This window comes from Rhodococcus sp. NBC_00294, from assembly GCF_036163995.1.
Taxonomy (GTDB): domain Bacteria; phylum Actinomycetota; class Actinomycetes; order Mycobacteriales; family Mycobacteriaceae; genus Rhodococcoides.
In genome coordinates this window covers 1,035,380-1,061,015 of sequence record NZ_CP108043.1, presented here as the reverse complement: position 1 = coordinate 1,061,015, position 25,636 = coordinate 1,035,380, and the positions used below count along the sequence as shown (strand labels likewise).

Here is a 25,636-nt window from a genome sequence, read left to right as displayed (position 1 = left end):
ATGGCGACGACTCTGGTTCTGCTGCCGCTCATTCCCCTCGCCGGAGCCGTCGTGCTGCTGCTGGGTGGACGCCGGAGCGATGCGTGGGGCCACCTCCTCGCGTGCGCGGCGATGCTCGCGTCGTTCGCGCTGGCCGTCGTCGCCTTCGTCGACATGGCCGGGCGGGCAGCGGAGGACCGCGCGCTCTCGCAGACGGTCTTCACCTACGTTCCGGTCGAGTCGCTGCAGATCGAGTTCGGTCTCCGCCTCGACCAGCTGTCGGTGTGCTTCGTCCTGCTCGTCACCGGCGTCGGAACCCTCATCCACGTGTACTCGATCGGGTACATGCGGGACGATCCCGCGCGCCGCCGATTCTTCGCGTACCTCAATCTCTTCGTGGCCGCGATGCTGCTGCTGGTCATGGCGGACAACTTCCTCGGCCTGTACGTCGGATGGGAGGGCGTGGGCCTCGCGTCGTACCTGTTGATCGGGTTCTGGTCCACCCGGCCGTCGGCGGCCTCGGCCGCACGCAAGGCGTTCGTCGTCAATCGTGTCGGCGACATCGGACTGGCCATCGCGCTGATGATCATGATCTCGTCCGTCGGATCCGTCTCGTACGACGACGTGTTCGCCGGGGTCGACGGCATGGGCGATGGCACCGCGACCGCCCTCGGCCTCGTCCTCCTGCTCGCCGCGTGCGGCAAGTCGGCGCAGGTGCCGCTGCAATCGTGGCTGGGCGACGCGATGGAGGGCCCGACGCCCGTCTCGGCGCTCATCCACGCCGCGACGATGGTCACCGCCGGTGTGTACCTCATCGTCCGGTCCGGGCCCGTCTTCGAGGCGTCCCCGGCCGCCCAGAACGTCGTCGTGCTGGTCGGCGCCGTGACGCTGCTCTTCGGGGCCGTCATCGGCTGCGCGAAGGACGACATCAAGAAGGCTCTGGCCGCGTCGACGATGAGCCAGATCGGGTACATGGTGCTCGCGGCCGGTCTCGGCCCCGCCGGGTACGCGGTCGCGATCCTGCACCTGCTCACGCACGGATTCTTCAAGGCCGGCCTGTTCCTCGGCGCCGGGTCCGTGATGCACGCGACGAACGACGAGACGGACATGCGGCGGTACGGCGGACTGCGCACCGTCCTGCCCATCACCTACGTGACGTTCGGGCTGGCCTATCTCGCGATCATCGGTGTCCCACCGTTCTCGGGGTTCTTCTCGAAGGACGGCATCATCGAGGCCGCGATCGACGCCGGCGGTGCGAAGGGTGCGGCACTCGGCGCGGCCACCCTGGTCGGCGCGGGACTCACCGCCTTCTACATGACGCGGGTCATGATCCTCACGTTCTTCGGCGAGCGGCGGTGGCGCAGCGGAGTCCACCCGCACGAGGCACCCGCGAGCATGACCGGCCCGATGATCGTGCTGGCCGTCGGATCCGTCGGTGCCGGTGCGCTTCTCGCGATCGGCACCCGATTGGAGGGATGGCTCGCCCCGGTCGTCGGTGAACACGACCCCGCACACCTCGTACCCGCGTGGGCCGTCACCCTCGCGGTGCTCGTGACCGTCGCCTCGGGGGTGGGCGTGGCCGTGCGCATGTACGGCCGATCGGCGGTCCCGGTGACCGCACCCACGGGGTCGGTCCTCACCGCGGCCGCTCGCCGAGATCTGTACGGGGACGCGGTGAACGAGGCCGTCTTCATGCGGCCGGGTCAGCGGGCGACCGCCGCGGTGGTCACCGCCGACCGCGTCGGCGTCGAGGGAATGGTGAGTGCCGTCGCCACCGCGGTCCGGGAGTCCTCCACACGACTGCGCCGGTGGCAGAACGGGTTCGTCCGGTCGTACGCCCTCTCGATGTTCGCCGGGGCCGTCCTGGTGGTCGTCGCCCTGACCGTGGCACTGGGAGTGACGCGATGACCGACCTTCCCGTGCTGAGCGCGCTCTGGCTCCTCCCGCTGATCGGAGCGCTGGCAGTGATCGCCGTGCCGCCCACCCGGTCTGCGGCCGCCCGCGCGGTGGGGCTCACGACATCGTGCGTCGTGCTGATCCTCGCCGTGCTGTGTGCGATCGGATTCGAGGCGGGCGCGCCGGGATACCAGTTCGTGGAGGAGCACGAGTGGATCCCGAGCTTCGGTGCGGGCTACACACTCGGGATCGACGGCATCGCACTGACTCTCGTACTGCTGACCGCTGTCCTGGTCCCGATCCTCCTGCTGGCCGGGTGGAACGACACCCCGCCCGCGTCGCGCTCACGCCGCAGCCACACCTACGTCGCGTTGATCCTCGTCGTCGAGTCGATGGTCATGGTCTCGTTCGTCTCCCTCGACATCCTGCTCTTCTACCTCTTCTTCGAGGCCATGCTCGTGCCGATGTACTTCCTCATCGGCGGCTTCGGCCATGATGCCGGACGAGCGCGTTCCGCCGCGGTGACCTTCCTGCTCTACAACCTCGCGGGCGGGCTCGTCATGCTGGCGGCCGTCATCGGCCTGTACGTCGTCACCGCCTCGGATGCGAGTCCCTTCTCGGCGGGCACGTTCGACCTGCGCGCCATCGCGGACGCCGCGGCGGCCGGCGAACTCGGCGCCTCTCCCGGCGTGCTGAACGCGCTGTTCCTGGGATTCCTCGTGGCCTTCGCCGTGAAGGCGCCGCTGTGGCCGCTGCACACCTGGTTGCCCGGCGCGGCGACCGAGAGCACCCCGGCGACCGCGGTGCTGATGATGGCCGTCGTCGACAAGGTGGGCACCTTCGGGATGCTGCGGTACTGCCTGCAGCTGTTCCCGGAGTCGTCGGCGACCTTCGCGCCGGCGGTGATCACGCTCGCCGTCGTCGGGATCGTCTACGGCGCGGTGCTGGCGATCGGCGCGACCGACATCATGCGCCTCATCGCGTACACCTCCATCTCGCACTTCGGGTTCATCATCCTCGGCATCTTCGCCATGACGAGCCAGTCGCAGGCGGGGTCCGCGCTGTACATGGCGAACCACGGGATCGCCACGGCCGCACTGTTCCTCGTCGCAGGGTTCCTCGTCACCCGGCGCGGGAGCGCGCTCATCGCCGACCACGGGGGTGTGCAGAAGGTGGCGCCCGTGCTCGCCGGCACGTTCCTCGTCGCCGGACTGGCCACTCTGTCGCTTCCCGGACTCGCCCCGTTCGTCAGCGAATTCCTGGTCCTCGTGGGAACGTTCCCGCGCTACGGCGTCGCGGCGGTGATCGCGGCGTCGGCGCTGGTGCTCTCGGCGATCTACGTGCTGTGGCTGTATCAACGGGTGATGACCGGGCCCGTCGCCGCCGGCTCGGAACGGATCCGCGATCTCGTGCCACGCGAGATCGCCGTCGTCACTCCACTTCTCGTGCTCGTCATCGCGCTGGGCGTGTACCCGAGACCCGCGCTGGACATCCTCACGCCGGCCGTCGAACGCACATCGGTCGAGCAACTCGAGACAGGAGTGGCCGCGCCATGACCATCGACACCCCGTCCCTCGAGTACAGCCTGCTGTCGCCCATGATCATCGTGCTGGCGGCCGCGGTGATCGGCGTCCTGGTCGAGGCGTTCGTTCCCGCCGATCGGCGCCGCGTCACCCACCTCGTGCTCGCCCTCGGCGCACTCGCGGCAGCGTTCGCCGCCGTCGTCGCGCTGGCCGGAACCAGCACCGTCGCCGCGGTGGGGTCGGTGGCCGTGGACGGGCCCACACTGTTCCTGCAGGGGGTCATCGTCGCGGTGTCCGCGGCGTCGGTCGTACTGATGGCGCATCGCTCGTCCGACCATCCCGAAGTGGCTGCGGTCGATGCCTTCACGCCCGCGGCGTCCACGGTGCCGGGCACGGTCGCCGAGGCCCGTGCCGTCACCGCCCGGGTCACCCGTACCGAGATCTACCCGCTCACCCTGTTCGCCGTCGGCGGCATGATGGTGTTGCCGGCCTCGAACGATCTGCTGAGCATGTTCGTCGCGCTGGAGGTGCTCTCGCTCCCGCTGTACCTGCTGTGCGGGCTCGCGCGTCGTCGGCGTCTGCTGTCCCAGGAGGCGTCGCTCAAGTACTTCCTCCTCGGAGCGTTCTCGTCGGCCTTCTTCCTGTTCGGCACGGCGCTGCTCTACGGCTACGCGGGCAGCGTCCGACTCGACGACATCGCCGATGTGGCCGACGGGGACCAGGTTCTCGGCGTGCTGGGGGTCGGTCTCGTGGCCGTCGGCCTGCTGTTCAAAGTCGGTGCGGTGCCGTTTCATTCGTGGATCCCCGACGTGTACCAGGGCGCACCCACGCCCGTGACCGCGTTCATGGCCTCGGCCACGAAGGTGGCGGCCTTCGGCGCGCTGCTGCGCATTCTCGTCGTGGGCGTGCCCGATCTCCAGGACGCGTGGCGGCCGATGCTGTGGGCCGTCGCCATCGTCACCATGCTCGTGGGAGCCGTGATCGCGGTGGCGCAGACCGACGTCACGCGGATGCTGGCGTACTCGTCGATCGCCCACGCGGGCTTCATCCTGACGGGTGTCTCCGCGGGAGCGGCGGGCGTGTCCGCCACGCTGTTCTATCTCGCGGCCTACGCCTTCAGCACACTCGGCGCCTTCGCCGTGGTGTCCCTCGTGCGGGATCAGGGCGGCGAGGTCACCGAACTGTCCCGGTGGGCGGGCCTCGGACGATCGTCGCCCCTGACCGCAGCGGCCTTCGCGCTGTTCCTGCTCGCCTTCGCCGGCATCCCGCTGACGAGCGGCTTCACGAGCAAGTTCGCCGTCTTCCAGGCCGCACTCGAGGACGGCGGTGCCGCGCTGGTGATCGTCGGCGTCGTCAGCAGTGCCATCGCCGCGTCGTTCTACATCCGCGTCATCGTGGTGCTGTTCTTCACCGAACCGGAGGGACCCTCGGCGACGATCACCCACGGAACGGGCGCGACCGTGGCCGTCGCCGTCTCGGCCGTCGCCACCGTGGTGCTCGGGGTCTTCCCGCAACCGCTGCTCGACCTCGCCGAGCGGGCTGCAGCCGCGATGGTCTGACCCCCTTCCCCCCGCCCGCTCCCGGCGAGTACGTCCGAACCGTCGTGAATCGGCGGGGAATCGCGACAGTGTGGACGTACTCGCGGGGGCGGCAGGGAGGGTCAGCGGGCGCCGGGAGTCAGCGAGGGTGCCGTCAGCTCAGAGCAGAGACGAGACGATCCGCCAATGCCTTGGTCGATGCCGGGTTCTGGCCGGTGTAGACGGTGCGGTCGACGATGACGTGGGGCGACCAGGCATCCGCCGCCGAGAAGCTCGCTCCACCGTCGCGCAGACGGGTCTCGAGCAGCCAGGGCGCCTTGTCGGCCAGTCCGGCCTGCTCCTCCTCCTGGTTGGTGAAGCCCGTGAGCTGGTAGCCGGAGAAGGGCCAGCTGCCGTCGTCGCGCTTCGCCGACAGCAGCGCGGCGGGTGCGTGGCACACGGCCGACACGATCTTGCCCGAGTCGAGGAACTCGGTGACCAGGGCGCCGAAGTCGTCCGACACCGCGAGGTCTTCCATCGGACCGTGGCCACCGGGGACGAAGATCGCGTCGAAGGACGACGCCGTCTGGTCCTCGAGGCGCGCGGGTGACGCGAGCACGTCCTTCACCGACTCCAGGTACGACTTCAGGTCGGCGACCTTGGCCTCGTCGCCGCCGTTCGCCTCGACGGCCAGCGATCCCTCGTCGACGGTCGGGGTCACACCACCGGGCGTCGCGACGACGATGTCCCAGCCGGCCTCGGTGAAGGTCCGGTGCGACTCGACGAGCTCCTCCGCCCAGTACCCGGTGGGGTGCGCGGTTCCGTCCTTCAGCGTCCAGTGATCCGATCCGGTGACCACGTACAGAAGCTTCGTCATGCGGTGATGTCCGTTCGTCGAGGGGTACTTGCCGTCATGGTGTACCCGTCCGCGCCTTACTGACCCGGGAACGGATGAAGCTCACCGGTCGTTGGGGGAGTAAAGCCCGTCACACCACACTCTGCGAGGTACACCATGAGCGGTAAAGGACAGTTCGGTTTCGATCCCGAGGACTTCGAGCGCGTCGCTCGCGAAGCGGGCGAGGGCCTGCGGGACATGCTGGGCCAGGCCATGAAGATGGCCGATCAGTCGGGCGGAGGCGCTCCGTGGGTCGGCATGTTCACGCCCGCCGCTACCAAGTCCACCCCGGAGCCGGAGACCACGGGTCAGAAGGGCGACGGGGTGTGGGCCGTCTACTCCGTCGACTCCGACGGGTCGGCGAGCGTCGATCAAGTCTTCGCGACCGAACTCGATGCTCTGCGTGCCCACCGGGACAACGTGGATCCGAATCGCAAGGTCCGCTTCCTTCCCTACGGTGTCTCGGTCGGGATCCTGTCGGCCGGTTCGGAGCTCTCCACCGAGGAGTGATCTCCTCCTGCTCGCACCGCGCACTTCCGGGCCGTGAACTTCTGGGCCGTGAACTTCTGGGGCATCACGCCGAGGAAGAAGTGCACCAGCGGCCCGATCGCGAGCGCGTACAGCACCGTCCCCACACCGGCCGTGCCGCCGAGGAGCCATCCGGTTCCCAGCACCGCGAGTTCGATGGCCGTGCGCACCAGGCGCACGGACAGTCCGGTCCGCGCGACGAGTCCTGTCATCAGGCCGTCGCGCGGACCCGCGCCCAGGCCGGCCGAGATGTAGGCCGCCGTGGCGAGTCCGTTGAGCACGACTCCTCCGGTGAGCAGCGCTGCGCGTGACGGGACCGAGGTGACATCGGGCAGCCAGTCCAGCGCGAGGTCGACGCTCACCGCGATGATGACGATGTTCGCGACGGTTCCGATGCCCGGCCGCTGACGCAACGGGATCCACAGCAGCAGCACCATCACGCCGGTCACCGCCGTGATCGCCCCGAAACTGATCGGGAGCCGTGCGGCCAGCCCCTGGTGGAACACGTCCCACGGGTTGAGCCCGAGACCACCGGTGATCATCATGGCCATCGACGTGCCGTAGAGCGTGAGGCCACCCACGAGCAGGGTGGTCCGGAGTGCGAGGTCGCGGGCGTTCATGTCTCGAGTCTGTCCGCCCGTCCGCTGCTCGAGTCCAGTCCACCGACCGGCAGTGGACTGAATATCGGTCCCCGTACCGGAACCGGAGACGTGGGCGAGCGCGGCGCCTCAGCGCGAGTGAGCAGTCTGTCGCATCGGTCGCCACGTGCGGTTGCGGTAGTAGATACTGCACTCGATAACAACGAAGCCGTTGGGGACGACTGAGATGTCACAGGGGGTTCCCGTCCATGCGAAGGACGACCTTGCCTGCGACACCCGAGCCGGACATGCGCAGTCCGGCCGCGCGCGCCGCGACCGACATCGCCCTCCTGACCGCCGCCGTCTTCATCGCGGCGATCATCGGAATCCATTCGCGGCCACCGGGACTTCTCGCCTCGGTGTGGGTGGCCAACGCGGTGGCGCTGAGCGTCTTCGTACGCTGGCCCCGCACCTTCACCGCGCCGGCGGCCGTCGCAGCGCTGCTCGCCCTCGTCACCGCGGACCTCGTCTCGGGTACCGACGTCTACGCTGCGCTCGCGTTCAATGTCGCGAACATCGTCGGGGTCCTCGGAGGCACGCTGGTGATCCGGCGGCGGCACCCCGAGCCTATGACCCTCGCGGGATCCGCGGACTTCGCCAGAATGTGCCTCGGCATCGTCGTCGCCGCCCTCCTGTCGACGACCGTCGCCACCCTCTCGAGCGGCCGGCTGGGACCGCACGCACCCGCCGTCGAGGCTCTGAGCTGGTTCGGATCCGAGCTCACGAGCTACCTGCTGATCGTCCCCGTCCTACTGTCCTTCCGCGCGTCGACGCCGCGCCGCCGCACCGGCCCCGCCTCGCTCCGGCGCCTGATCACGGGTGAGACGGCACCGATCGCGCTGACCGTCCTGCTGATGCTGGCCGGTCTCATCGTCCAGGGCCCGTTGCTGCTCGCGCTGCCGCTGCCCGCGCTGCTCTGGTGCGCCACCCGCATCCCCATCTTCGGCACCGCGCTGCTCACCGCACTGTGGTCCGCGTGGACGCTGCTCTTCCTCGGACGCGGGGAACTCCAGACCGGTGGGTTGCTGGGCGCGGACGGCCAGGACGGCGCCTCCGCGGTGCTGTCCGTCGCGTTGGTCGCACTCGGACCGCTGCTGGTCGCCGCCGTGTCGCTGGACCGGATGGCCGTGCAGAACAAGCTCCGCGAGGCCCTCGAGTACGACAGTCTCACCGGCGTCCTCTCCCGCGCCGCCTTCCTGCGACGGAGCCAGCAGCGCCTCGACACCCTCATCACCGACTCGCGGCCGGTCGCGCTGCTCATGCTCGACCTCGACCACTTCAAGTCCATCAACGACACGCTCGGCCACGCCGTGGGCGACATCGCGTTGGTCCGCAGCGCCGCCTGCATCCTCGGTGCCCTACCGGACGACGCGATCGCCGGGCGCATGGGCGGTGAGGAGTTCGCGATCCTCCTCCCGCACGCGGATCAGGAGGACGCCGCCTCCATCGCCGACTCGATCCGCCGCGATCACGAACGGCTGCACGTCCTCTCGTCGCGCACGGCGACGGTGAGCATCGGGTTGGCCTGGACGAGCTACGCCCCGCAGTCCGTCTCGCCGCTGCTCGTGTCCGCGGATCATGCGCTGTACGACGCGAAGCGACGCGGCCGGAACACGGTGGTCGCGGTCAGCCTCGACTGACCGACGTCAGGCGGCGACCTGCCATGGTCGCTCGCGGCGCCCCACCGCCCACACGACCACGAGGATCGCCGCGAACAGCGCGGCCACGAGCACCAGCGTCGCCACCACACCCGAATGCAACACCACCACGGTGCCCAGGATCGCACCGAGGAACATGGCGACGACGGAGGAGAGCCGACGCAGTACAGCCGCCCCGTCCCGTTTCCGGAGATCGGACCCGATGCCGGTGAGGGCCATCGTCAGCACGGTGGTGGTCATGTCCGGGACGGCGAGATGCCGCACCGCCGCGTTCTGCAGCCCCAGGCCCAGCGCGAGCAGCACGACGATGACGTATCCGCGGCCGGGACCGTCCACCATGAGGATCGCGGCGATCAGCGATGCGAGCGCGAGGACGAACTCGACCCCGAGTGCGTTGCGTAGCAGATGATCTCGTCGACCACCGGCCCGCGTGATCAGTGTTCCACCGACCATCGCGCCCGCCAGGAATCCGACCAGGGCGAGCACCGAGCCCCACAACGAGAAACCGGCCGCCCCGCCCAGTGCGAAACCGATGAACACGACGTTGCCCGTCATGTTGGCCACGAACACTCGACCGAGAGCCAGCAGGCTGAGCGCGTCGATCGCACCGGTGACGACCGTGACGGCCAGCAGGATCATCGGCAGCGGCCCGTGGCGGGGATGCGCGACGTAGTCCGAGAAGCCATGTGTGGTCACGGCCACGCATTCTGCCCCAGCAGCGCGGATACAGTCGGGTGATGACCACCTCGAGCAGGACCCTGACCGCTGCGGACGGCACGCTGAACGTCCACACCGGGGTGACCGGTCGAGCGTCGAAGATGGGGCACCGGCTGACCATCGCGTTCCGCGACTGGAGCGTCACCGTCGACGAGTCGGACGGCGCTCCGACGGCCGTCACGGTTCGGGTGCGCGTCGACTCCATGGAGGTCGTCAGTGGCGAGGGCGGCGTCACACCGATGTTCGGCCCCGAGAAGATGCTCGCGCGGTCCAACGCCCTCGGCACGCTGGACGCGTTGGACCATCCCGAGATCCGCTACGACGCGACCACCGTCGAGTCGACGAAGGACGGCTACCGTCTCGACGGCACGCTGACGATCCACGGCGTGACACGCGAGCACACCGTCGACCTTTCGGTCTCCACCTCCGACGGGACGACGCACGTCGCCTTCGACGCGGTGGTGACGCAGACGGACTTCGGCGTGAAGCCCTACTCCCAGCTGCTCGGATCGATGAAGGTCGTCGACGACGTCGACGTGTCCTTCTCCGCCTCGATCTCCCAGCCGGCCTCGGCGGACTAGCCGCGCGCCATGTCGACGAAGCGCGACAGGTGCAGCTGGTGCGCCACCGTGATGGTGGCCGTGGGTCCATTGCGGTGCTTGCCGAGGATCAGGTCGGCTTCGCCGCCGCGGGGATCGTCGCGCTCGGTCGCATCCGGACGGTAGAGAAGGATGACCATGTCGGCGTCCTGCTCGAGCGAGCCGGACTCACGAAGGTCCGAGACCATCGGCTTCTTGTCCGTGCGCTGCTCGGGACCACGGTTGAGCTGACAGATGGCGACAACCGGAACCATGAGCTCCTTGGCCAACAGCTTCAGCGATCGCGAGAAGTCCGAGACCTCCTGCTGACGCGACTCCACCTTCTTGCCGGACGACATCAGCTGCAGGTAGTCGATGACGATGAGCTTGAGATCGTGTCGCTGCTTGAGTCGCCGCGCCTTGGCGCGGATCTCCATCATGGTGAGGTTGGGGGAGTCGTCGACGAAGAGTGGTGCCTCGCTGATCTCGCTCATCCTGCGGGCGAGGCGGGTCCAGTCGTCGTCCGTCATCTTTCCCGAGCGCATGTCGCCGAGCTTGATCTTGGCCTCGGCGGAGAGGAGACGCATGACGATCTCGGTGCGGCTCATCTCGAGCGAGAACATGACGCTGGCCATGCCGTGCTTGATGGAGCACGAGCGCATGAAATCCATTCCGAGAGTTGACTTCCCGACACCAGGCCTCGCCGCGACGATGATCATCTGGCCCGGGTGCAGACCGTTGGTCACCTCGTCGAGCTCGGTGAAGCCGGTGGGGACACCGTTCGACATGCCGCCGCGGCTGGCGATGGAGTCGATCTCGTCCATCGTGGGCTGCAGCAGCTCTTCGAGTTGGACGAAGTCCTCCGCGGTACGACGCTCGGTGACCTCGTACACCTCGGCCTGAGCCCGGTCGACGACTTCGGACACGTCCTGACCGTCCGCGCCCGCGTAGCCGAACTGGACGATGCGCGTACCGGCCTCGACGAGGCGACGCAGGATCGCCTTCTCGACGACGATCTCGGCGTAGAACGACGCGTTGGCCGCCGTGGGGACCGTCTGCGTCAGCGTGACGAGGTAGGGCGGGCCGCCGATGCGCTTGAGCTCGCCGCGCCGTTCGAGCTCCGCGGAGACGGTGACCGGGTCGGCGGGGTCGCCGCGGCCGTACAGATCGAGGATGGCGTCGTAGACCATCTGATGAGCCGGGCGGTAGAAGTCGCCGGGACGCAGAACCTCCAGGACGTCCGCGATGGCGTCCTTGCTGAGCAGCATGCCGCCCAGTACCGACTGCTCGGCAGCCATGTCCTGAGGGGGCTGACGACCGAAGTCCTCACCGGGCGCCTCGGACGGCCCCTGGTAGTCGTTCGTTCCCCGATCGTCCACGACTGCCACAGAAGTTCGCCGCCCTCTCGCTCGACCGAAGCTCGCCCCCGGAGATCTCGTCCGTCCTCGGCCGTGTCGGCCGAGTCCGTGCTCACCACGTTGTACCCCCGGCCTCCGACACGGTCCGAACACGTGACTGCACGCGCGTGCGCGAGCGGCTGTCCGGCGGTCGACGAGGCCCGTCGATGGTGTGCCGGAGGGACGTTAGGTGCTCGGTCCGCCAGCACCAAACGGGCCTGTTGAGCAATCTGTGGACGGGGTGTGGACAACGCAGGCGAGTCGTGTTGACCACCTGTGCAGAACCTGTGCAGCAACAAGATCACACAGCCCATCAGTGCACGTCAGGGCGATTTCTCAATTTTTCTCTCTGTGGATGAATCCGCACTCGGCGTGTCCTGCCGACTTGACATGTCGGGCGTGTCAGGTCTCCGTGGCTGGAGTTATCAACATGACCTGGGTCACATGTCGGTATCCGCCGGTGAAACCGCCGAGTGATTCTGATCCGGTCCGGATAACAGCCGCCGGACACGCGACGGGGCGCCGCGATGCAGTGCATCGCGGCGCCCCGTGGAGACCCTGGTCAGTTCTGCGCGGGCTCCTGATCGAGCTCGGTGACCGAGGCCGCGTCGACGAGCACGACCCGCGCCGTGGGAATGTCGAAGAAGAGTCCCACCACCTCGAGCCTCCCCTCGGCGACCGCCTTGCCCACCACGGCGTGACGCGACAGGGTCTGCAGTTGTACTGCCACGTTCACCATGGCGAGCTGGTCGATCTCGGAGAACCCCAGCTCTGCGGCATCCCGCGCGACGGGGTGGCCACTCCGGAACGCACTGAGGCTCGCCCGGCCGTGCGAGAGCCACTCACCCACCACCCCGTCGGCGTCGTGGGCGTCCGCGAGCAGCCCCCGCATGGCTCCACAGCCGGAGTGGCCGCAGACCACGACGGAACTGATGGCGAGCGTGTTCACGCCGTACTCCAGAGCGGCCTCGAGCGACGTGTCCGGATCACCGACCGGGATCAGATTGCCCATGTTGCGGACGGTGAAGAGGTCTCCGGGTCCGGCGCTGGTGATCGTGTTCGGCAGCACGCGCGAGTCGACACAACTCAAGAGGAACGTGTCCGGGTCCTGGAACTCGCTCAGCTTCTCGAGGTGCGGGCGCATGGACGACGCGCTGCGACGGTGGTATTCCTCGACACCGGCCAGGACCGGCCGGAGCGCCGCCGGGGTGACGGCGTCGGCGGTGAACGGCCCGGAGTGGCTGTCGACGGTCTGCCACTGCGACCACGGCATGAACGTGCGCGCGGAGAGCATGTGGGGCATGCGTTTCGGTGGCCCGGCCGTGGCCGATGCCAAGTCCACGGCGCCGACCTCGTCGACGACGACGGTGCCGCCCGTCGCCTCGTACTGCTTCGTCCACTCGTGCAGTGCGTCGTACACCGCGTGGTCGAGGAAGTCGACGGTCAGCTCGATCGTCACGGATCGGCCGGCAGGAACGGACTGCAGCACCCGCGTGAGGCGAGGAAGCGACAGGAAGCTGAGCGATCCCTCCACCACGACGCGCCAGGAGTCCTCGGTGAGCTGCTCGGCACGCACCCGTGCCCACAGCACGCGGCGCAACACCAGCAGGACGGAGATGGCGAGGCCGATCAGCACACCCTCGAGCAGATTGAGGGTGACGACACCGACGACCGTCGCCGCATACACCACCACGTCGCCGGTCTTCGTAGCCGAGCGGATGTCCGCGAGCTTGACCAGCTGCACGCCGATCATGACGAGCAGACCTGCCAGTGCGGCGTAGGGGACCAGCTCGACCACACCGATGAACAGGACCGAGAAGATGAGAACCCAGACACCGTGCAGCACAGCCGAAGCGGGGGATCGGGCGCCGGATCGGACGTTGGTGGCGCTGCGCACGATGACGCCGGTGACGGGCAGTCCGCCGGCGACACCGGACACCATGTTGGCGGCGCCCTGACCCATGAGTTCGCGATCGAAGTTGGTGCGTCTGCCCGAGTGCATCTTGTCGATGGCGACGGCGGAGAGCAGACTCTCGACGCTCGCGATCAACGCGATGGTCAGCACACCGGTCGCGAACGCTGCCCACTGCCCGTCCGGGAATGCCGGCAACTCCACGGCCTCGATCAGGTTGCCGGGCAGATCGATTCGTTCGACGTTCATCGAGAAGGCCAGTGAGAGACCGGTTCCCGCGACCACGGCCACCAGCGGGCCGGGGACCTTACCGAGTGGGCCGGTGATGCGCGGCCACAGCAGCATCAGCGCAACGACCACGCCGCCGATGGCGACCGGCGCCGCCTCGGCGTTCAGGATCGACGAAGGCAGAGACGTGATGTTGGCGACGGCGGAACTCCGGCTCTCCCCACCGAGCAGCACGTGGATCTGCTGCAGCGCGATGGTGATACCGATACCGGCCAGCATCGCGTGCACCACCACCGGCGAGATGGCGAGCGCCTGGCGGGCGATACGGCTCAGACCCAGCACCACCTGCAGCACACCGGCGAACACCGTGATGAGACACGTGATGCGCCAACCGAACTGGTTCACCAACTCGGCCACCACCACGGTCAGGCCGGCGGCCGGCCCGCTCACCTGCAGCGGGGACCCACCCAGCGCACCGGCGAGGATGCCGCCGATGACGGCCGCGATGAGGCCCGTCATGACGGGAGCGCCGGAGGCCACCGCGATTCCGATGGAGAGCGGTACCGCCACCAGGAACACCACGAGAGACGCGGGCACGTCGTACCGGGCGACGCTCGCCAGCCGGTCGCGCGGTGTGGGGCTCGGGGCGGGTACGGGTGGTTCGGCGGGGGACGAGCGATCGAGTTGTGCAGTCACGGTGAAGCCTCCAGGCGGACACGGATGGTGTGGGTCTGTGCGGTTTCGTCGGTGCAGAACGCCCGGTCTCTCCTCGGGGCGCATCGTTGGTCAAGACATCTCGAAGAGTACGTAAAGGTTTCGGCGCACCCTCGGCGCCGGACGGTGCTCGGGCCGCGTCTGCTCCGAGGTGTGGGGACGGTGCCAGTGGACCCACCCGGAAACACTCACCGCGTACAGAATCACCACCTCGCCCACGCCGGAGGACGGCCGAGACAGGCAGGAAAAGAACGAACGCAAACGCAGAATGCCCCGGCCGAGAATCGGCCGGGGCATTCGGTACTGCGTGTCGGTGATGCTTACGAGGCGGTGACCTCGAGGTCGAACGACGCCGTCACATCGGGGTGCAGCGCCACGGTGATGCGGTGCGTTCCGGTGGACTTCACGTGCGACTTCGGCAGTTCGATGCTGCGCTTGTCGAGCACCGGGCCACCGGCGCTCTTGACGGCAGCGGCGACGTCGGCTGCGGTGACCGCACCGAAGAGCTTGCCCGAGCCGCCGGTTCGCACCGACAGCGTCACGGACGTCAGGCCCTCGATGGCCTGCTTGAGCTCGTTGGCATGGTCCAGCCCGCGCACGGCGCGAGCTTCCTGGGCACGACGGATGCCCTCGACCTGCTTCTGTGCTCCGCGGGTGGCCGCGATGGCCAGTCCACGGGGCAGCAGGAAGTTACGTCCGTAGCCGTCCTTGACCTCGACGGTGTCTCCGGGTGCGCCGAGGTTGTCGACATCAGCGGTGAGGATGAGCTTCATGGTTACCTTTCCCCTTATCGCGCAGTCGCGGCGTAGGGCAGCAGTGCTACCTCACGCGAGTTCTTGACTGCGATGGCGATGTCCCGCTGGTGCTGGACGCAGTTGCCGGTGACACGACGAGCGCGGATCTTGCCGCGGTCGCTGACGTACTTACGCAGCAACGTCGTGTCCTTGTAGTCGATGGACGTGTTCTTTTCCTTGCAGAAGGCACAGACCTTCTTCTTGATCACCTTGTCGCGCAACGGCGGTTTAGGCATGGACAATCTCCGAATCTTGATTCACTGCATGTGTGGTGCGTACCGGATCAGAACGGCGGTTCGTCGTCGCCGCCGCCACGGGAGCCACCGAACGATCCCGATGCCTGCGGGGCACTGCCCCACGGATCGTCACCGCCCGAGCTGCCACCGGACGAACGGCTCGACGAGCCACCCGATCCACCGGAGGAACCACCGAACCCGCCGCCGCTGTTGCCGCCGCCTCCGCCGCTGCCACGACTGACCTTGTTGACCTTGGCCGTCGCGTACCGCAGGGAGGGACCGACCTCGTCGACCTCGAGTTCGACGACAGTGCGCTTCTCGCCTTCACGCGTCTCGTAGGAACGCTGCCGCAACCGGCCCGTCACGACGACTCGCGCACCGCGGGTGAGCGACTCCGCGACGTTCTCCGCAGCCTCGCGCCAGATGTTGCAGCGCATGAAGAGTGCGTCGCCGTCCTTCCATTCGTTGGACTGACGATCGAACGTGCGGGGCGTGGACGCGACGGTGAAGTTCGCGACCGCTGCACCTGCGGGGGTGAATCGGAGTTCGGGATCGGCCGTCAGGTTCCCGACGACGGTGATGACGGTTTCGCCTGCCATGATTCCTCTTTCTCGTGCCTTGTCAGCGCATGATCTTCTCGGTTGCCGTCAGCCTAGGGCGAGACGGTGACACGAGGGATCACTTGCCGCGGCGCAGAACCTTGGTGCGCAGCACCGATTCGTTCAGTCCGAGCTGGCGATCGAGCTCCGACACCGTGGCGGGCTCCGCGTTGATGTCGATCACCGCGTAGATGCCTTCGGCGTGCTTCTCGATCTCGTAGGCGAGACGGCGCTTTCCCCACACGTCGACCTTGTCGACCTTGCCGCCGTCCTTGCGGATGACGTTCAGGAACGTATCCAGCGACGGGGCGACCGTGCGCTCGTCGAGATTGGGGTCGAGGATGACCATCAGTTCGTAATGACGCATAAGACCTCATCACCTCCTATGGACTGTGAAACGGTCACGGACGATCCGTGACAGGAGGGTCGTTGCGTCAGCAACCGGTCCAGGGTACCTGGACCGCGGCTCACCACGAAATCGGCGGATCGACGGTGCGGACAGCACGGCGCGAGGTCCGGGGCACCTACTCTTGTCCTCATGACCACCGGCCGCGCGACGATCTCCGGCCGCGCCGGGGTCGCCACGGCGGCCGCCGTCACCGCGATCTCGGTGATCACGATGGTGCTCGGCTACGTCAACAAGGCGCGGTGCGCGGGAGCACCCTTCGACGAGACCGGACGCAGTCTGGCGTTCGACCGCATCAAGGACTCGTCCGTCTGCTACTCCGACATCCAGTTCCTGTGGCTCGACCGCGGCATCGATCAGCACCTGTTCCCCTACCTGACCGGCGGTATCTCCGCCGACGGCACACTCACCGGCGGAACCGTCGAGTACCCGGTGCTCAGCGGACTTCTCATGTGGGTCGGCGGTCTGGCGAGCCACACCGACGCCCAGTTCCTCCTCTACTCGGCGCTCCTGCTCGCACCGTTCGGCGCGGTGACCGCCTGGATGCTCGGACGCCTCGGCGGCCGCGTCGCGCTGCTCTGGTCGGCCGGCCCCGCGCTGGTTCTCTACGCGTTCCACAACTGGGAACTCCCCGTGGTGGCGACGACCGTCGGCGCCGTGTACGTGATGTCCACCCGCATGCCGCTCCGACGTCGGGCGTATCTGGCGTCGGCACTCCTGGCGGTGGGCTTCTGCCTCAAGCTCTATCCGGGCGCCTTCGTTCTCCCGCTCGCGTCGTACGTCCTGGCCGGGGGCGTGGGCGGGGTGGAGTCCCCCGTGTCCGCACGCCGGTCGCCGCGCCGACTCGACGTGCGCGGGGCAGCCGGAGTGATCGCCGTCGCCGCTGCCGTGGTGGCCGCCGTCAACCTGCCCTTCGCGATCCTCGGCTACGACGGATGGCGGGCGTCGTTCGCCTTCCAGGGCATGCGGCAGGCCGACATCACGACCAACTCGATCTGGTACTGGGGACTGCGGATCCTCTACGACGTGCCGTCGGCGACGCCGGACATGAGCGCCGCCAACGACCAGGCGTACCAGAGCCTGGTCTCGGTGCTCTCGCCTTTGCTGGTGCTGGTGTCGTTCGCCGCCGCGCTGTGGTTCGGCTGGCGTCGACGTCTCGCGGAGGGCACCTACCCCTGGGTGCAGACCAGCGCGGTGATGCTCGTGGCGTTCCTTCTGTTCCACAAGGTGCACTCACCGCAGTACACGCTGTGGCTCGTCCCGTTCTTCGTCCTGCTGCACGTTCCCTGGCACGTGGTGACGGCTTACCTGATCACCGACGTCGTACTCGGTGTCGGCGTCTTCCGGTACTTCGCCGCGTTGTCGAGTGGCAGTGACGCGACCACCGAGGAGAACGTCGTGGTGTTCGGGGTGTGGGTGCGCGCCGTGCTGCTGGTCGTTCTCGTCGTCCTGTTCGCACGGTCCCGTCGCCGCACTCTCGACGCCCGTCCCACCCGGTCCCCGCGCCGCCGGACCGACGCCGAAGCGGAGGTACCCGTGTGAGCACGCCGTTCGACCCCGTCCCCCTGCTAGGCGAGCACGTGCACCTCGAGCCGCTGACGCCCGATCACGCGGGCGCGCTCGCGGCGGCCGCGGACGACCCCGCGATCTTCCGCTGGACCGGATCCGTCGTGTCCGACGACACGACCGCCCGCGCGTACATCGACACCGCCCTCGCGGACACGGCGCGGCGGGCGTTCCTGCAGCGGGACGCGCGTACCGGCGTCGCGGTCGGCACGACGTCCTACTACCAGATCGACGCCTCGAACCGGAGCGTCGCCATCGGATACACCTGGCTCTCGCGCTCGGCCCAGGGAACCAGGATCAACCCCGAGTCGAAGTTCCTTCTGCTCGAGCACGCCTTCGGCTCCGCCGACGTGGTGCGCGTGGAGTGGCACACCGACGCGCTGAACGAGCAGTCCCGCGCGGCGATCGGCAAGCTCGGCGCACAGTTCGAGGGATTGCTGCGCAAGCATCGTCGCCGCGTCGACGGAACGTGGCGCACCACGGCGCTGTTCTCGATGACCGACGACGAATGGCCGGCGGCCCGGGACGTTCTGCGCAGCCGCATCGACAGCTGAGCCGTCCGTCGACCTGCGCCTTTTACAGAATGTGTGCAGTCGTCCGGCAGAGTTCGTGACGAGTCATCCTCCGGGGGACGATGACAAAACCGACTGTTCGGTGAGAGACTGTTGAAGAAACCGGCAGTTCGACCGAAACCAGGGACACGAGAAACAAGGGCACACCAGTGACGACCACGACATGGCGCCGTCCGGATCAGGACGGCTCGGCCACCGTTCGCACGCATGGCCACACCGACAGCACCACCTACCAGCGCCCCAACCTCACGGTTCGTGAGATCGAGGTGCTCATCAGCTGGTTCCGCTGCGATTCCAAGCCGGCCGTCGCGGCCAGCATGTTCCTCTCGCTCGGAACGGTGAACACCCACCTGACGCGGATCCGTCAGAAGTACGCGGCCGTCGGCCGGCCCGCACCGACCAAGGCATCCCTGGTCGCGCGGGCCCTGCAGGACGGCCTGATCGACATCGACGAACTCTGAGGTCCGCCCGTCACTCCTGGATGTGCACCTTGGCGTCGTCGGCATGCCCCTCGGCCGCGAGGCGCCGGTTACGGCGCACGCTGGACAGGAACGACAGTCCGATGAGGACCACACCGACGAGTCCGGTGATTATCTCGTTGATGTGCACGCCGATCGAGACCAGCAGGATGATCGACAGTGCGCCGATGGCCCAGTGGGCGCCGTGCTCGAGGTACACGTAGTCGTCGAGCGTGCCCTTGCGCACCAGATAGACCGTGAGCGACCGCACGAACATCGCACCGATGAAGCCGAGGCCCAGGGCGATGATGATGGGGTCGGCGGTGATGGCGAACGCGCCGATGACGCCGTCGAAGCTGAAGGACGCGTCGAGGACCTCGAGGTAGAGGAACAGGAAGAAGCCGGCCTTGCCGGTCGCCTTCGCGAGGTCCGACGGCCCGCCGGAGGTCTCCTCCTCCTCGTCTTCACCGGGGACGTGGAACAGATTGCCGAGGCCGTTCACCGCGATGTAGGTGACCATGCCCAGCACGCCGGACACCATGACCGTGGAGATCTTGTCGTCCTCCGCCATGAACTCGGCCGCGAGAACCAGCAGGATGCCGGCGACGATCACGGACATCATGTCGAGCTTGCCGGCCTTGGCCAGCGGCTTCTCGATCCACGAGAGCCAGGTGTGCTCGCGCTCCTCGAAGATGAAGCCGAGGAACAGCATGAGCAGGAACATGCCACCGAACGCGGCGATCTGCGGATGCGCGTCGGTGATCAGCGTCTCGTACGACGGGCTGCCGTCGGGGAAGTAGGCGGCATCGTCCGCGGGCGGGTTGAGCGCGAGACGGAGCGCCGCCACGGGGCCCAGGCCGGACGCGGCCCAGACGATGACCAGCGGGAAGACCAGCCGCATACCGAAGACGGCGATGATGATGCCGATGGTCAGGAAGATCTTCTGCCAGAACTCGCTCATCCGGCGCAGGACCGTCGCGTTGATGACCGCGTTGTCGAAGGACAGCGACACCTCGAGGATGCCGAGGATCACGACGAGAGCGACGGCCTGCCAGCTCCCGTAGATGAAGGCCACCACGATGGCGAGCGCGGTGATCGCGAACGACCATCCGAAGATGCGTAGAACCACGGGTGGTGGCCTTTCTCTGGTGTCGATCCCTGCGGGCTCCGGCGACGGGGCGTCGTTGCCCCGACATGCAACGGAGAGTGTCGCAGCGCCGTCCGACGAGGACGACGCGCAACACTCTCCGGTACTCGGACCGAATGCCCCGTCGAGCGGGACATTACTCCTTCACAGGGGTCAGACGTTCACTCCGAAGTCGCGGGCGATGCCGGCCAGACCGGAGGCGTAGCCCTGTCCCACGGCGCGGAACTTCCACTCCGCACCGTTGCGGTAGAGCTCGCCGAACACCATGGCGGTCTCCGTCGAGGCGTCCTCGCTGAGGTCGTAGCGGGCGAGTTCGGTGCCGTTGGACTTGTCGACGACGCGGATGTAGGCGTTGCGGACCTGGCCGAACGACTGCGAGCGTGCGTCGGCCTCGTAGATGGACACCGGGAAGTTGATGGTGTCGATGTTCGGCGGCACGGCGGAGAGCTCGACGTTGATGACCTCGTCGTCGCCGTCGCCCTCACCGGTGGTGTTGTCACCGGTGTGCTCGATCGACCCGTCGGGGCTCTTCAGGTTGTTGAAGAACACGAAGTGCTGGTCGCTGACCACCTTCTTGTCCGTACCGAGCGCGATGGCGCTGGCATCGAGGTCGAAGTCGGTGCCGGTGGTCGTGCGGATGTCCCATCCGAGACCCACCGAGACGGCCGTGAGGTTCGGTGCGGCTTTCGTGAGGGAGACATTGCCACCCTTGGTCAGGCTGACGCCCATGGCTCGAGTCCTTTCGGTTGCGTGCTACCGGTCGCGTGCTGGAAAGTGCTGTCCACTCGCGTTCATACCCCCAACGTGTGGCATCGCACCAGCGTTCCCGCGAGCCGGTGCGACTCGAGATCGCCGGCGCGTCCGAGAACGGCGCCGCCAGTACCATCGGGCGGGTGACACACCGCTGGCCCGGGCGCCTGAGCCGCGGCCGGGCGCGCACCGAGGCGGTCGCCGCCATCCGGGCCGACACGGTCCGGACCTTCCTCGACATGGACAAGCGTCAGTCGATCGCATCCGCGGGGGTCGACGCGCTGGAACGACTGGGCAGGTCGGACGACAGTCTGCGAGCGCGCTGGCGGCCGGTGGAGGAGCAGTGCTTCGCAGCGGGTGCCTCGTATCTGGCGGCCACGGAGCGCCCCGAGTCCGACGCGAGCGAGGAGGCGTACGACGCCTTCGCCACCGCCATCGCCCACCTCTCCGCCGCCAGCGCCGCGGTCGACCAGTTCTACGAGGCGCACCGGGCACGGCTCGAGCACGCGACGCTCGAGTACGCCGCGGTCCCGCGCCTGGCGAACGACGCACGCACCGCGGCGACCTCGGTGCTGGCAACCGTCACCGGATCGGAACCGCACCACTCCTATCGCTCCGTGCGTGACGCCGTCGCCGCGGTACACCGTGCACTGGACGGTCTCGCGGCGGCGGAATCCGGGGGCAGCGGCACCGCGGTCACCGGCCGCGCAGCGCAGGTGCGCTCCGCCGCGGACGATCTCCGCCAGGCACTCGCCGAGGCACCCGGCCGCGCCGGATCGGCGTCCACCGCCCTGGCATCGGTCCGCACTCGGCTCCAGGCGGTCGGCACCAAGGCCGAGTACATCGCGCCCGCCTACTCCGCCCTGCTGCGCGAGTTCGTGGCCGCCAGCTCGGACGATCTCTCCCGAGCTCGGGAGAACTGCGAGACCCACATGGTCGAGGCGGCCCGCGACATCGACGACGCGGCGACCGCACGCGACCGAGGCGATCCGGAGGAGGCACTCGACCGGATCACCGCCGCACGGCAGCATCTGGCCGACGCGGAGGCGGACATCGAGGCCGTCACCGGACGCCTGGCACGCCTGCGCGAGGTGCGGGACGACCCCGGGGCCGTGGATCGCCGCGTCCGGTTCCGGCTGCGCGACGCGCAGCTGCTGGCCGTCGACCGGGGACTGGTTGCCGAATGGGGCTCGGTGTTGGATGCTCAGCTCGCACGGATCGAGAGGGCCGCCGCGGCACTCGGAACGGGCCGACCCGACTACTGGGCGTACCTGCGCGAACTCGATTCCGTCGAGGACTTCATCTCCGGTGTGGTCGACCGCATCCGCGGCCGACAGAGTCGGACCTGATACGAAAGGGGTTGCAGTGCAGCACTTCTCTCACCTGGAACCCGCCACACTCGAGTACCTGTTCCACCGCCCGCCCGTCGCCGTGACCGCGGAGAGCGACCTCACGACGCGGGCGCTCGCCCTGGGCGCCACGCTCTACGTCCCGGCCACCAGGGCGAACCTGGTGGAGACGGTACGCAAGCGCGCGGCCGAGGGCTCCCGGTCCGTCGTGCTCGATCTCGAGGACGCCGTTGCCGACGCCGACCTCGAAGCGGCGCGCGGACACGTCGTCGCCGCGCTGGACGCACTCGCCGTCGATCCGCCCGAGGCCGCCGTCTTCGTCCGCGTCCGCACGGCGGAGGACATGCACCACGTCTGCGACCGTCTCACCACCGGCATCGACGTCCTGCACGGCTTCGTTCTTCCCAAGTTCCGGCCGGAGAGCGGCGAGAAGTTTCTCGAGGAGGTGGCCGCTCGGTCGGCCGCAGCGGGCAGACACCTGGTGGTCATGCCCGTGATGGAGTCCCGCGAGATGGTCTACCGGGAGACCCGTGACGACGAGTTGGCCGGTGCACGTGACGTGCTCGACCGATACCGCGACAGCGTCCTGGCGGTGCGAGTCGGTGCCACCGACATGAGCGGCGCCTTCGGGATCCGACGCGACCGCGACCTGACGATCTACGACGTGCGGGTGGTCGCGGACACCATCGGCGCCATCGTCAACAACCTCGGGCGCAGTGACGGAACGGGTTTCGTCGTCACCGGCCCGGTCTGGGAGTACTTCGCCGACCACGAGCGGCTGTTCCGCCCGATGCTGCGAGCCACGCCCTTCGCCGAGCACGACGCCGTCCGCTTCCGCCAGCAGCTGGTCAGCCGCGACATCGACGGTCTGCTCCGTGAGGTCGCGCTCGACCGTGCCAACGGGCTGCACGGCAAGACCGTCATCCACCCGTCCCACGTCGCCGCCGTGCACTCGCTGTCGGTGGTCACCCACGAGGAGTATCAGGATGCACAGGCCATCGCGTCGTCCTCCGGCGGAGGCGGCGTCCTCGCCTCCGGCTACGGCAACAAGATGAACGAACTCGGTCCGCACCGGCCGTGGGCCGAGCAGACGCTGCGCCGGGCCGCCGTCTTCGGCGTCACCGCCGAGGGTGTGTCGTTCGTCGACGTGATGCAGGCACTGGCCAGGCGTCCCGCGTCCACGACCGGCACTGCACGATGAGCCGCGCGATGGGCCGTCGACTGCCCTGGGCGACAGCGGAACTGGGGCTCGTCCTCGAGCACGGCACCTCGTCGGTGGGCCGGCGGGTGGGCGACCTGGTGCAGCCGGGGCTGCGGCGCAACCCGCGCCGGGCACACCTGCTGGTGTCGACCGTTCTGGGCAAACACATCCCGCAGGACCCGGCCGAGGTGATCCGAGCAGGTGAGCTCCTGGGCTCCCTGTGCGCCGACGTGCTCGCCGGGCACGACGACGGCGTGGTGGTACTCGGATTCGCCGAGACCGCGACGGGACTCGGCCACTGCGTGGCGACGCGCCTCGGCGCACGGTCCTACATCCACTCGACCCGTCGACCCGTCGAGGGATTCGCCGTGCACGGTGAGTTCGAGGAGGGCCACTCGCACGCGACGGATCATCGCCTCCTACCCACCGATCCGGAGCGCGACCTGCCCTCTTACCTCCCGATGGTCCTGGTCGACGACGAGATCTCCACGGGAACGACGGCCCTCGGTGCCATTCGCGCGGTGCACGCACTCGCGCCGCGGGCGCGCTACGTGATCGCCTCGCTCGTCGACATGCGCTCGGCGGATCAGCGCCGCGAGACCGACCGCGTCGCTGCGGAACTCGGGGTGGTCATCGACTCGGTGTCGCTCGCGACGGGCACCGTGCATCTGCCCGACGACATCATCGCCGTCGTGGAAGCGCTACCCGCTGCGTCTGCACCGGTGGATGCTCCCCACCGAGGGACCGTCACCAGGGTCGACGTGCCCTGGCCGGCCGGAGTGCCCGACGGCGGTCGCCACGGTTTTCGGGCCGAGGACGTCGCCGCCTTCGACGCCGCGGTCGAGGAGTCGGCCGATCTGCTGCGACCGCACCTCGGCTCGGGCACCACCGTCGTGATCGGGCACGAGGAACTGATGTACCTCCCGCTCCGCATCGCCCGCGCACTGTCGGACCGCGGAACGCCGACACTGTTCCAGACCACCACCCGCTCACCCGCTCATGTGCTCGACGAGCCGGGTTACCCGCTGCGGCGCGGCTTCTCGTTCGTCGCACCGGAACCCGCGGCCGGTGGCCGACGTCATCTCTACAACGCTCGGGTACCGGACGAGGAGGCGCCGAGCCCCGTTCTTCTCGTCGTGGATCCGCCCGCGGACACCGAGGCGTTGACGGGTCCGGACGGTCTCGTGGACGCCCTCACCCGCACCGGTATCGACGTCACCGTCGCCGTGGTGGCGGCGGATCCGCACTCGCTGCGGACGGAGTCTCGATGACGGCACCGCTGCACGGTCCGGCGTTCGGGTCCTACGCGGCGGACGAGGTGTCCTGGCTCCTGAAGGATCTCTCGCACGTCTCGCTGGAGGCGGACACCGCGTCGCGGGAGCAGCAGATCCAGTCGGGCGCAGCGCACTATGCCGAGAGCCTGCCCGTCGAGTATCAACCCGATGCCGCCTACCGCGACCTGTTCGCCACCGTCCTGGAGGAGAGCGCGACGCGCCTCGCCACCGCGGTCGGCATCGTCACCGATCTGGTGATCGCCGAGCGCGGTGAGAACCTGGTGCTCGCCTCTCTCGCCCGCGCCGGCACCCCCATCGGCATCCTGATGCGCCGCTGGGCGCGGGACGTGCGCGGTCTGACGTGGCCGCACTACGCCGTGTCCATCGTGCGCGATCGCGGAATCGACTCGGCCGCACTGGATCATCTCGCCCGTCACCACGACCCGGCCGACGTCGTCTTCGTGGACGGGTGGACCGGCAAGGGCGCCATCACTCGGGAATTGACCGCCGCCCTCGACGCGGTGCACCGGGCGGGAGGCCCCCGCTTCGACGACCGGCTCGCGGTACTGGCGGACCCCGGGCACTGTGTGACCACCTACGGCACCCGCGACGACTTCCTCATCGCGTCGGCATGCCTCAACTCGACGGTGTCGGGCCTGATCTCCCGCACCGTGCTCAACGACACGCTCATCGGGCCCGGTGAGTTCCACGGCGCCAAGTTATACGCCGACCTCGCCGCGGTGGACGTGTCGAACCTGTTGCTGGACAGCGTGTCCGCCAGATTCGACGATGTCGCGGACGCCGTGGCAGAGGGACTGTCGACGGTACGGTCCGCCGACCGGACACCGACGTGGAGTGGCTGGGCCTCGGTCGAGCGTGTACGGGAGGAGTACGGCATCAGCACGGTCAACTTCGTCAAACCCGGAGTGGGAGAGACCACCCGCGTGCTGCTCCGCCGGGTCCCGTGGCGCGTTCTCGTGCGCGACGCGCGGGCGCCGGAGCACCGCCACATCCGGATGCTCGCCGAGGCGAGGGGAGTGCCCGTGGACGTCGTTCCCGATCTCGCCTACTCCTGCATGGGTCTCGTCCGGGACGTCTCGTGAC

General features: G+C 68.5%; 24 protein-coding genes. 13 read left to right on the top strand and 11 right to left on the bottom strand.

Annotated elements, in window-relative coordinates; translation table 11 throughout:
• From nuoL to nuoN, 3 genes are read left to right on the top strand one after another with little or no spacing between them, the layout of a single operon-like run.
• Complete coding sequence (gene nuoL / locus OHB23_RS04995) at window positions 1-1,887, top strand: NADH-quinone oxidoreductase subunit L (protein WP_328811009.1); 1,887 nt, start codon at window positions 1-3, stop codon at window positions 1,885-1,887.
• On the top strand, window positions 1,884-3,431 hold the full coding sequence (locus OHB23_RS04990) for an NADH-quinone oxidoreductase subunit M (RefSeq protein WP_328811008.1): 1,548 nt from the start codon (window positions 1,884-1,886) through the stop codon (window positions 3,429-3,431). The genes nuoL and OHB23_RS04990 overlap by 4 nt, the downstream gene beginning before the upstream one ends.
• Complete coding sequence (gene nuoN / locus OHB23_RS04985; protein WP_328811007.1) at window positions 3,428-4,957, top strand: NADH-quinone oxidoreductase subunit NuoN; 1,530 nt, start codon at window positions 3,428-3,430, stop codon at window positions 4,955-4,957. Before OHB23_RS04990 ends, nuoN begins: the two co-directional genes overlap by 4 nt.
• A 133-nt stretch (window positions 4,958-5,090) precedes the next feature.
• Here the strand turns inward: nuoN and OHB23_RS04980 are convergent, their stop codons facing one another.
• Complete coding sequence (locus OHB23_RS04980; protein WP_328811006.1) at window positions 5,091-5,792, bottom strand: type 1 glutamine amidotransferase domain-containing protein; 702 nt, start codon at window positions 5,790-5,792, stop codon at window positions 5,091-5,093.
• Window positions 5,793-5,927: 135 nt separating this feature from the next.
• On the opposite strand from OHB23_RS04980, the gene OHB23_RS04975 reads away from it, so the two are divergent.
• Window positions 5,928-6,320 carry a hypothetical protein gene (locus OHB23_RS04975; protein ID WP_027506026.1) on the top strand — a complete coding sequence of 131 codons (393 nt, stop codon included), beginning with the start codon at window positions 5,928-5,930 and terminating at the stop codon, window positions 6,318-6,320.
• Here OHB23_RS04975 and yczE read toward each other — a convergent pair.
• On the bottom strand, window positions 6,263-6,958 hold the full coding sequence (gene yczE / locus OHB23_RS04970) for a membrane protein YczE (RefSeq protein WP_328811005.1): 696 nt from the start codon (window positions 6,956-6,958) through the stop codon (window positions 6,263-6,265). The genes OHB23_RS04975 and yczE overlap by 58 nt on opposite strands.
• 242 nt (window positions 6,959-7,200) lie before the next feature.
• Between yczE and OHB23_RS04965 the strand changes: the two genes are divergently transcribed.
• Entirely contained in the window at window positions 7,201-8,616 is a 1,416-nt protein-coding gene (locus tag OHB23_RS04965) for a GGDEF domain-containing protein (RefSeq protein WP_328811004.1), read from the top strand.
• 6 nt (window positions 8,617-8,622) lie between these two features.
• Here OHB23_RS04965 and OHB23_RS04960 read toward each other — a convergent pair whose 3' ends face one another.
• A complete protein-coding gene (locus OHB23_RS04960) occupies window positions 8,623-9,330 on the bottom strand; it encodes a YoaK family protein (protein WP_328811003.1) in 708 nt (235 codons plus the stop codon).
• Window positions 9,331-9,371: 41 nt separating this feature from the next.
• On the opposite strand from OHB23_RS04960, the gene OHB23_RS04955 reads away from it, so the two are divergent.
• A complete protein-coding gene (locus OHB23_RS04955) occupies window positions 9,372-9,932 on the top strand; it encodes a YceI family protein (RefSeq protein WP_328811002.1) in 561 nt (186 codons plus the stop codon).
• Here the strand turns inward: OHB23_RS04955 and dnaB are convergent.
• From dnaB to rpsF, 6 genes are all read right to left on the bottom strand, one after another.
• Window positions 9,929-11,317: a replicative DNA helicase gene (gene dnaB / locus OHB23_RS04950; RefSeq protein WP_056440948.1), complete on the bottom strand. Its 1,389-nt coding sequence runs from the start codon at window positions 11,315-11,317 to the stop codon at window positions 9,929-9,931. The two genes, OHB23_RS04955 and dnaB, sit on opposite strands and share 4 nt — an antisense overlap.
• 571 nt (window positions 11,318-11,888) lie before the next feature.
• On the bottom strand, window positions 11,889-14,162 hold the full coding sequence (locus OHB23_RS04945; protein WP_328811001.1) for a bifunctional SulP family inorganic anion transporter/carbonic anhydrase: 2,274 nt from the start codon (window positions 14,160-14,162) through the stop codon (window positions 11,889-11,891).
• Window positions 14,163-14,500: 338 nt separating this feature from the next.
• Window positions 14,501-14,953 (bottom strand): 50S ribosomal protein L9, encoded by a 453-nt coding sequence (rplI, locus tag OHB23_RS04940; RefSeq protein WP_027506022.1) that lies wholly within the window; start codon window positions 14,951-14,953, stop codon window positions 14,501-14,503.
• A 14-nt stretch (window positions 14,954-14,967) separates the two neighbouring features.
• Window positions 14,968-15,210: a 30S ribosomal protein S18 gene (gene rpsR / locus OHB23_RS04935; RefSeq protein WP_027506021.1), complete on the bottom strand. Its 243-nt coding sequence runs from the start codon at window positions 15,208-15,210 to the stop codon at window positions 14,968-14,970.
• A 47-nt stretch (window positions 15,211-15,257) separates the two neighbouring features.
• On the bottom strand, window positions 15,258-15,809 hold the full coding sequence (locus tag OHB23_RS04930) for a single-stranded DNA-binding protein (protein WP_027506020.1): 552 nt from the start codon (window positions 15,807-15,809) through the stop codon (window positions 15,258-15,260).
• Between the two features lie 79 nt (window positions 15,810-15,888).
• Window positions 15,889-16,176: a 30S ribosomal protein S6 gene (gene rpsF / locus OHB23_RS04925; protein ID WP_027506019.1), complete on the bottom strand. Its 288-nt coding sequence runs from the start codon at window positions 16,174-16,176 to the stop codon at window positions 15,889-15,891.
• 171 nt (window positions 16,177-16,347) lie between these two features.
• Here rpsF and OHB23_RS04920 point away from each other — a divergent pair, with 171 nt between their 5' ends.
• The 3 genes from OHB23_RS04920 (at window position 16,348) to OHB23_RS04910 (ending at window position 18,814) form a co-directional block, all read left to right on the top strand.
• On the top strand, window positions 16,348-17,757 hold the full coding sequence (locus OHB23_RS04920; RefSeq protein WP_056440943.1) for a glycosyltransferase 87 family protein: 1,410 nt from the start codon (window positions 16,348-16,350) through the stop codon (window positions 17,755-17,757).
• Complete coding sequence (locus tag OHB23_RS04915; RefSeq protein WP_328810999.1) at window positions 17,754-18,335, top strand: GNAT family N-acetyltransferase; 582 nt, start codon at window positions 17,754-17,756, stop codon at window positions 18,333-18,335. The genes OHB23_RS04920 and OHB23_RS04915 overlap by 4 nt, the downstream gene beginning before the upstream one ends.
• Window positions 18,336-18,502: 167 nt before the next feature.
• Window positions 18,503-18,814: a helix-turn-helix transcriptional regulator gene (locus tag OHB23_RS04910; RefSeq protein WP_081821310.1), complete on the top strand. Its 312-nt coding sequence runs from the start codon at window positions 18,503-18,505 to the stop codon at window positions 18,812-18,814.
• Window positions 18,815-18,824: 10 nt separating this feature from the next.
• Here the strand turns inward: OHB23_RS04910 and OHB23_RS04905 are convergent, their stop codons facing one another.
• Window positions 18,825-19,940 carry a DUF475 domain-containing protein gene (locus OHB23_RS04905; RefSeq protein WP_027506016.1) on the bottom strand — a complete coding sequence of 372 codons (1,116 nt, stop codon included), beginning with the start codon at window positions 19,938-19,940 and terminating at the stop codon, window positions 18,825-18,827.
• 171 nt (window positions 19,941-20,111) lie between these two features.
• The gene (locus OHB23_RS04900; protein WP_027506015.1) at window positions 20,112-20,687 is read right to left on the bottom strand and encodes a TerD family protein; all 576 of its coding nucleotides are present in this window, start codon (window positions 20,685-20,687) and stop codon (window positions 20,112-20,114) included.
• A gap of 77 nt (window positions 20,688-20,764) precedes the next feature.
• On the opposite strand from OHB23_RS04900, the gene OHB23_RS04895 reads away from it, so the two are divergent.
• From OHB23_RS04895 to OHB23_RS04880, 4 genes are read left to right on the top strand one after another with little or no spacing between them, the layout of a single operon-like run.
• Window positions 20,765-22,057 (top strand): hypothetical protein, encoded by a 1,293-nt coding sequence (locus OHB23_RS04895; protein ID WP_056440935.1) that lies wholly within the window; start codon window positions 20,765-20,767, stop codon window positions 22,055-22,057.
• A gap of 16 nt (window positions 22,058-22,073) precedes the next feature.
• Window positions 22,074-23,258, top strand: a complete 1,185-nt coding sequence (locus tag OHB23_RS04890; protein WP_328810998.1) for an HpcH/HpaI aldolase/citrate lyase family protein — start codon at window positions 22,074-22,076, stop codon at window positions 23,256-23,258.
• Window positions 23,255-24,529 carry a phosphoribosyltransferase family protein gene (locus OHB23_RS04885; protein ID WP_222646435.1) on the top strand — a complete coding sequence of 425 codons (1,275 nt, stop codon included), beginning with the start codon at window positions 23,255-23,257 and terminating at the stop codon, window positions 24,527-24,529. Before OHB23_RS04890 ends, OHB23_RS04885 begins: the two co-directional genes overlap by 4 nt.
• Window positions 24,526-25,635: a cysteine protease StiP family protein gene (locus tag OHB23_RS04880; protein ID WP_328810997.1), complete on the top strand. Its 1,110-nt coding sequence runs from the start codon at window positions 24,526-24,528 to the stop codon at window positions 25,633-25,635. The genes OHB23_RS04885 and OHB23_RS04880 overlap by 4 nt, the downstream gene beginning before the upstream one ends.
• The last annotated feature ends 1 nt before the right edge of the window (window position 25,636 follow it).

What these genes read in the sequence shown, in the direction of transcription:
- nuoL (WP_328811009.1), top strand. Translation starts at nt 1, where the DNA reads ATGGCGACGACTCTGGTTCTGCTGCCGCTCATTCCCCTCGCCGGAGCC.
- OHB23_RS04990 (WP_328811008.1), top strand. Translation starts at nt 1,884, where the DNA reads ATGACCGACCTTCCCGTGCTGAGCGCGCTCTGGCTCCTCCCGCTGATC.
- nuoN (WP_328811007.1), top strand. Translation starts at nt 3,428, where the DNA reads ATGACCATCGACACCCCGTCCCTCGAGTACAGCCTGCTGTCGCCCATG.
- OHB23_RS04980 (WP_328811006.1), bottom strand. Translation starts at nt 5,792, where the DNA reads ATGACGAAGCTTCTGTACGTGGTCACCGGATCGGATCACTGGACGCTG.
- OHB23_RS04975 (WP_027506026.1), top strand. Translation starts at nt 5,928, where the DNA reads ATGAGCGGTAAAGGACAGTTCGGTTTCGATCCCGAGGACTTCGAGCGC.
- yczE (WP_328811005.1), bottom strand. Translation starts at nt 6,958, where the DNA reads ATGAACGCCCGCGACCTCGCACTCCGGACCACCCTGCTCGTGGGTGGC.
- OHB23_RS04955 (WP_328811002.1), top strand. Translation starts at nt 9,372, where the DNA reads ATGACCACCTCGAGCAGGACCCTGACCGCTGCGGACGGCACGCTGAAC.
- rplI (WP_027506022.1), bottom strand. Translation starts at nt 14,953, where the DNA reads ATGAAGCTCATCCTCACCGCTGATGTCGACAACCTCGGCGCACCCGGA.
- rpsR (WP_027506021.1), bottom strand. Translation starts at nt 15,210, where the DNA reads ATGCCTAAACCGCCGTTGCGCGACAAGGTGATCAAGAAGAAGGTCTGT.
- OHB23_RS04930 (WP_027506020.1), bottom strand. Translation starts at nt 15,809, where the DNA reads ATGGCAGGCGAAACCGTCATCACCGTCGTCGGGAACCTGACGGCCGAT.
- rpsF (WP_027506019.1), bottom strand. Translation starts at nt 16,176, where the DNA reads ATGCGTCATTACGAACTGATGGTCATCCTCGACCCCAATCTCGACGAG.
- OHB23_RS04920 (WP_056440943.1), top strand. Translation starts at nt 16,348, where the DNA reads ATGACCACCGGCCGCGCGACGATCTCCGGCCGCGCCGGGGTCGCCACG.
- OHB23_RS04900 (WP_027506015.1), bottom strand. Translation starts at nt 20,687, where the DNA reads ATGGGCGTCAGCCTGACCAAGGGTGGCAATGTCTCCCTCACGAAAGCC.
- OHB23_RS04885 (WP_222646435.1), top strand. Translation starts at nt 23,255, where the DNA reads ATGAGCCGCGCGATGGGCCGTCGACTGCCCTGGGCGACAGCGGAACTG.
- OHB23_RS04880 (WP_328810997.1), top strand. Translation starts at nt 24,526, where the DNA reads ATGACGGCACCGCTGCACGGTCCGGCGTTCGGGTCCTACGCGGCGGAC.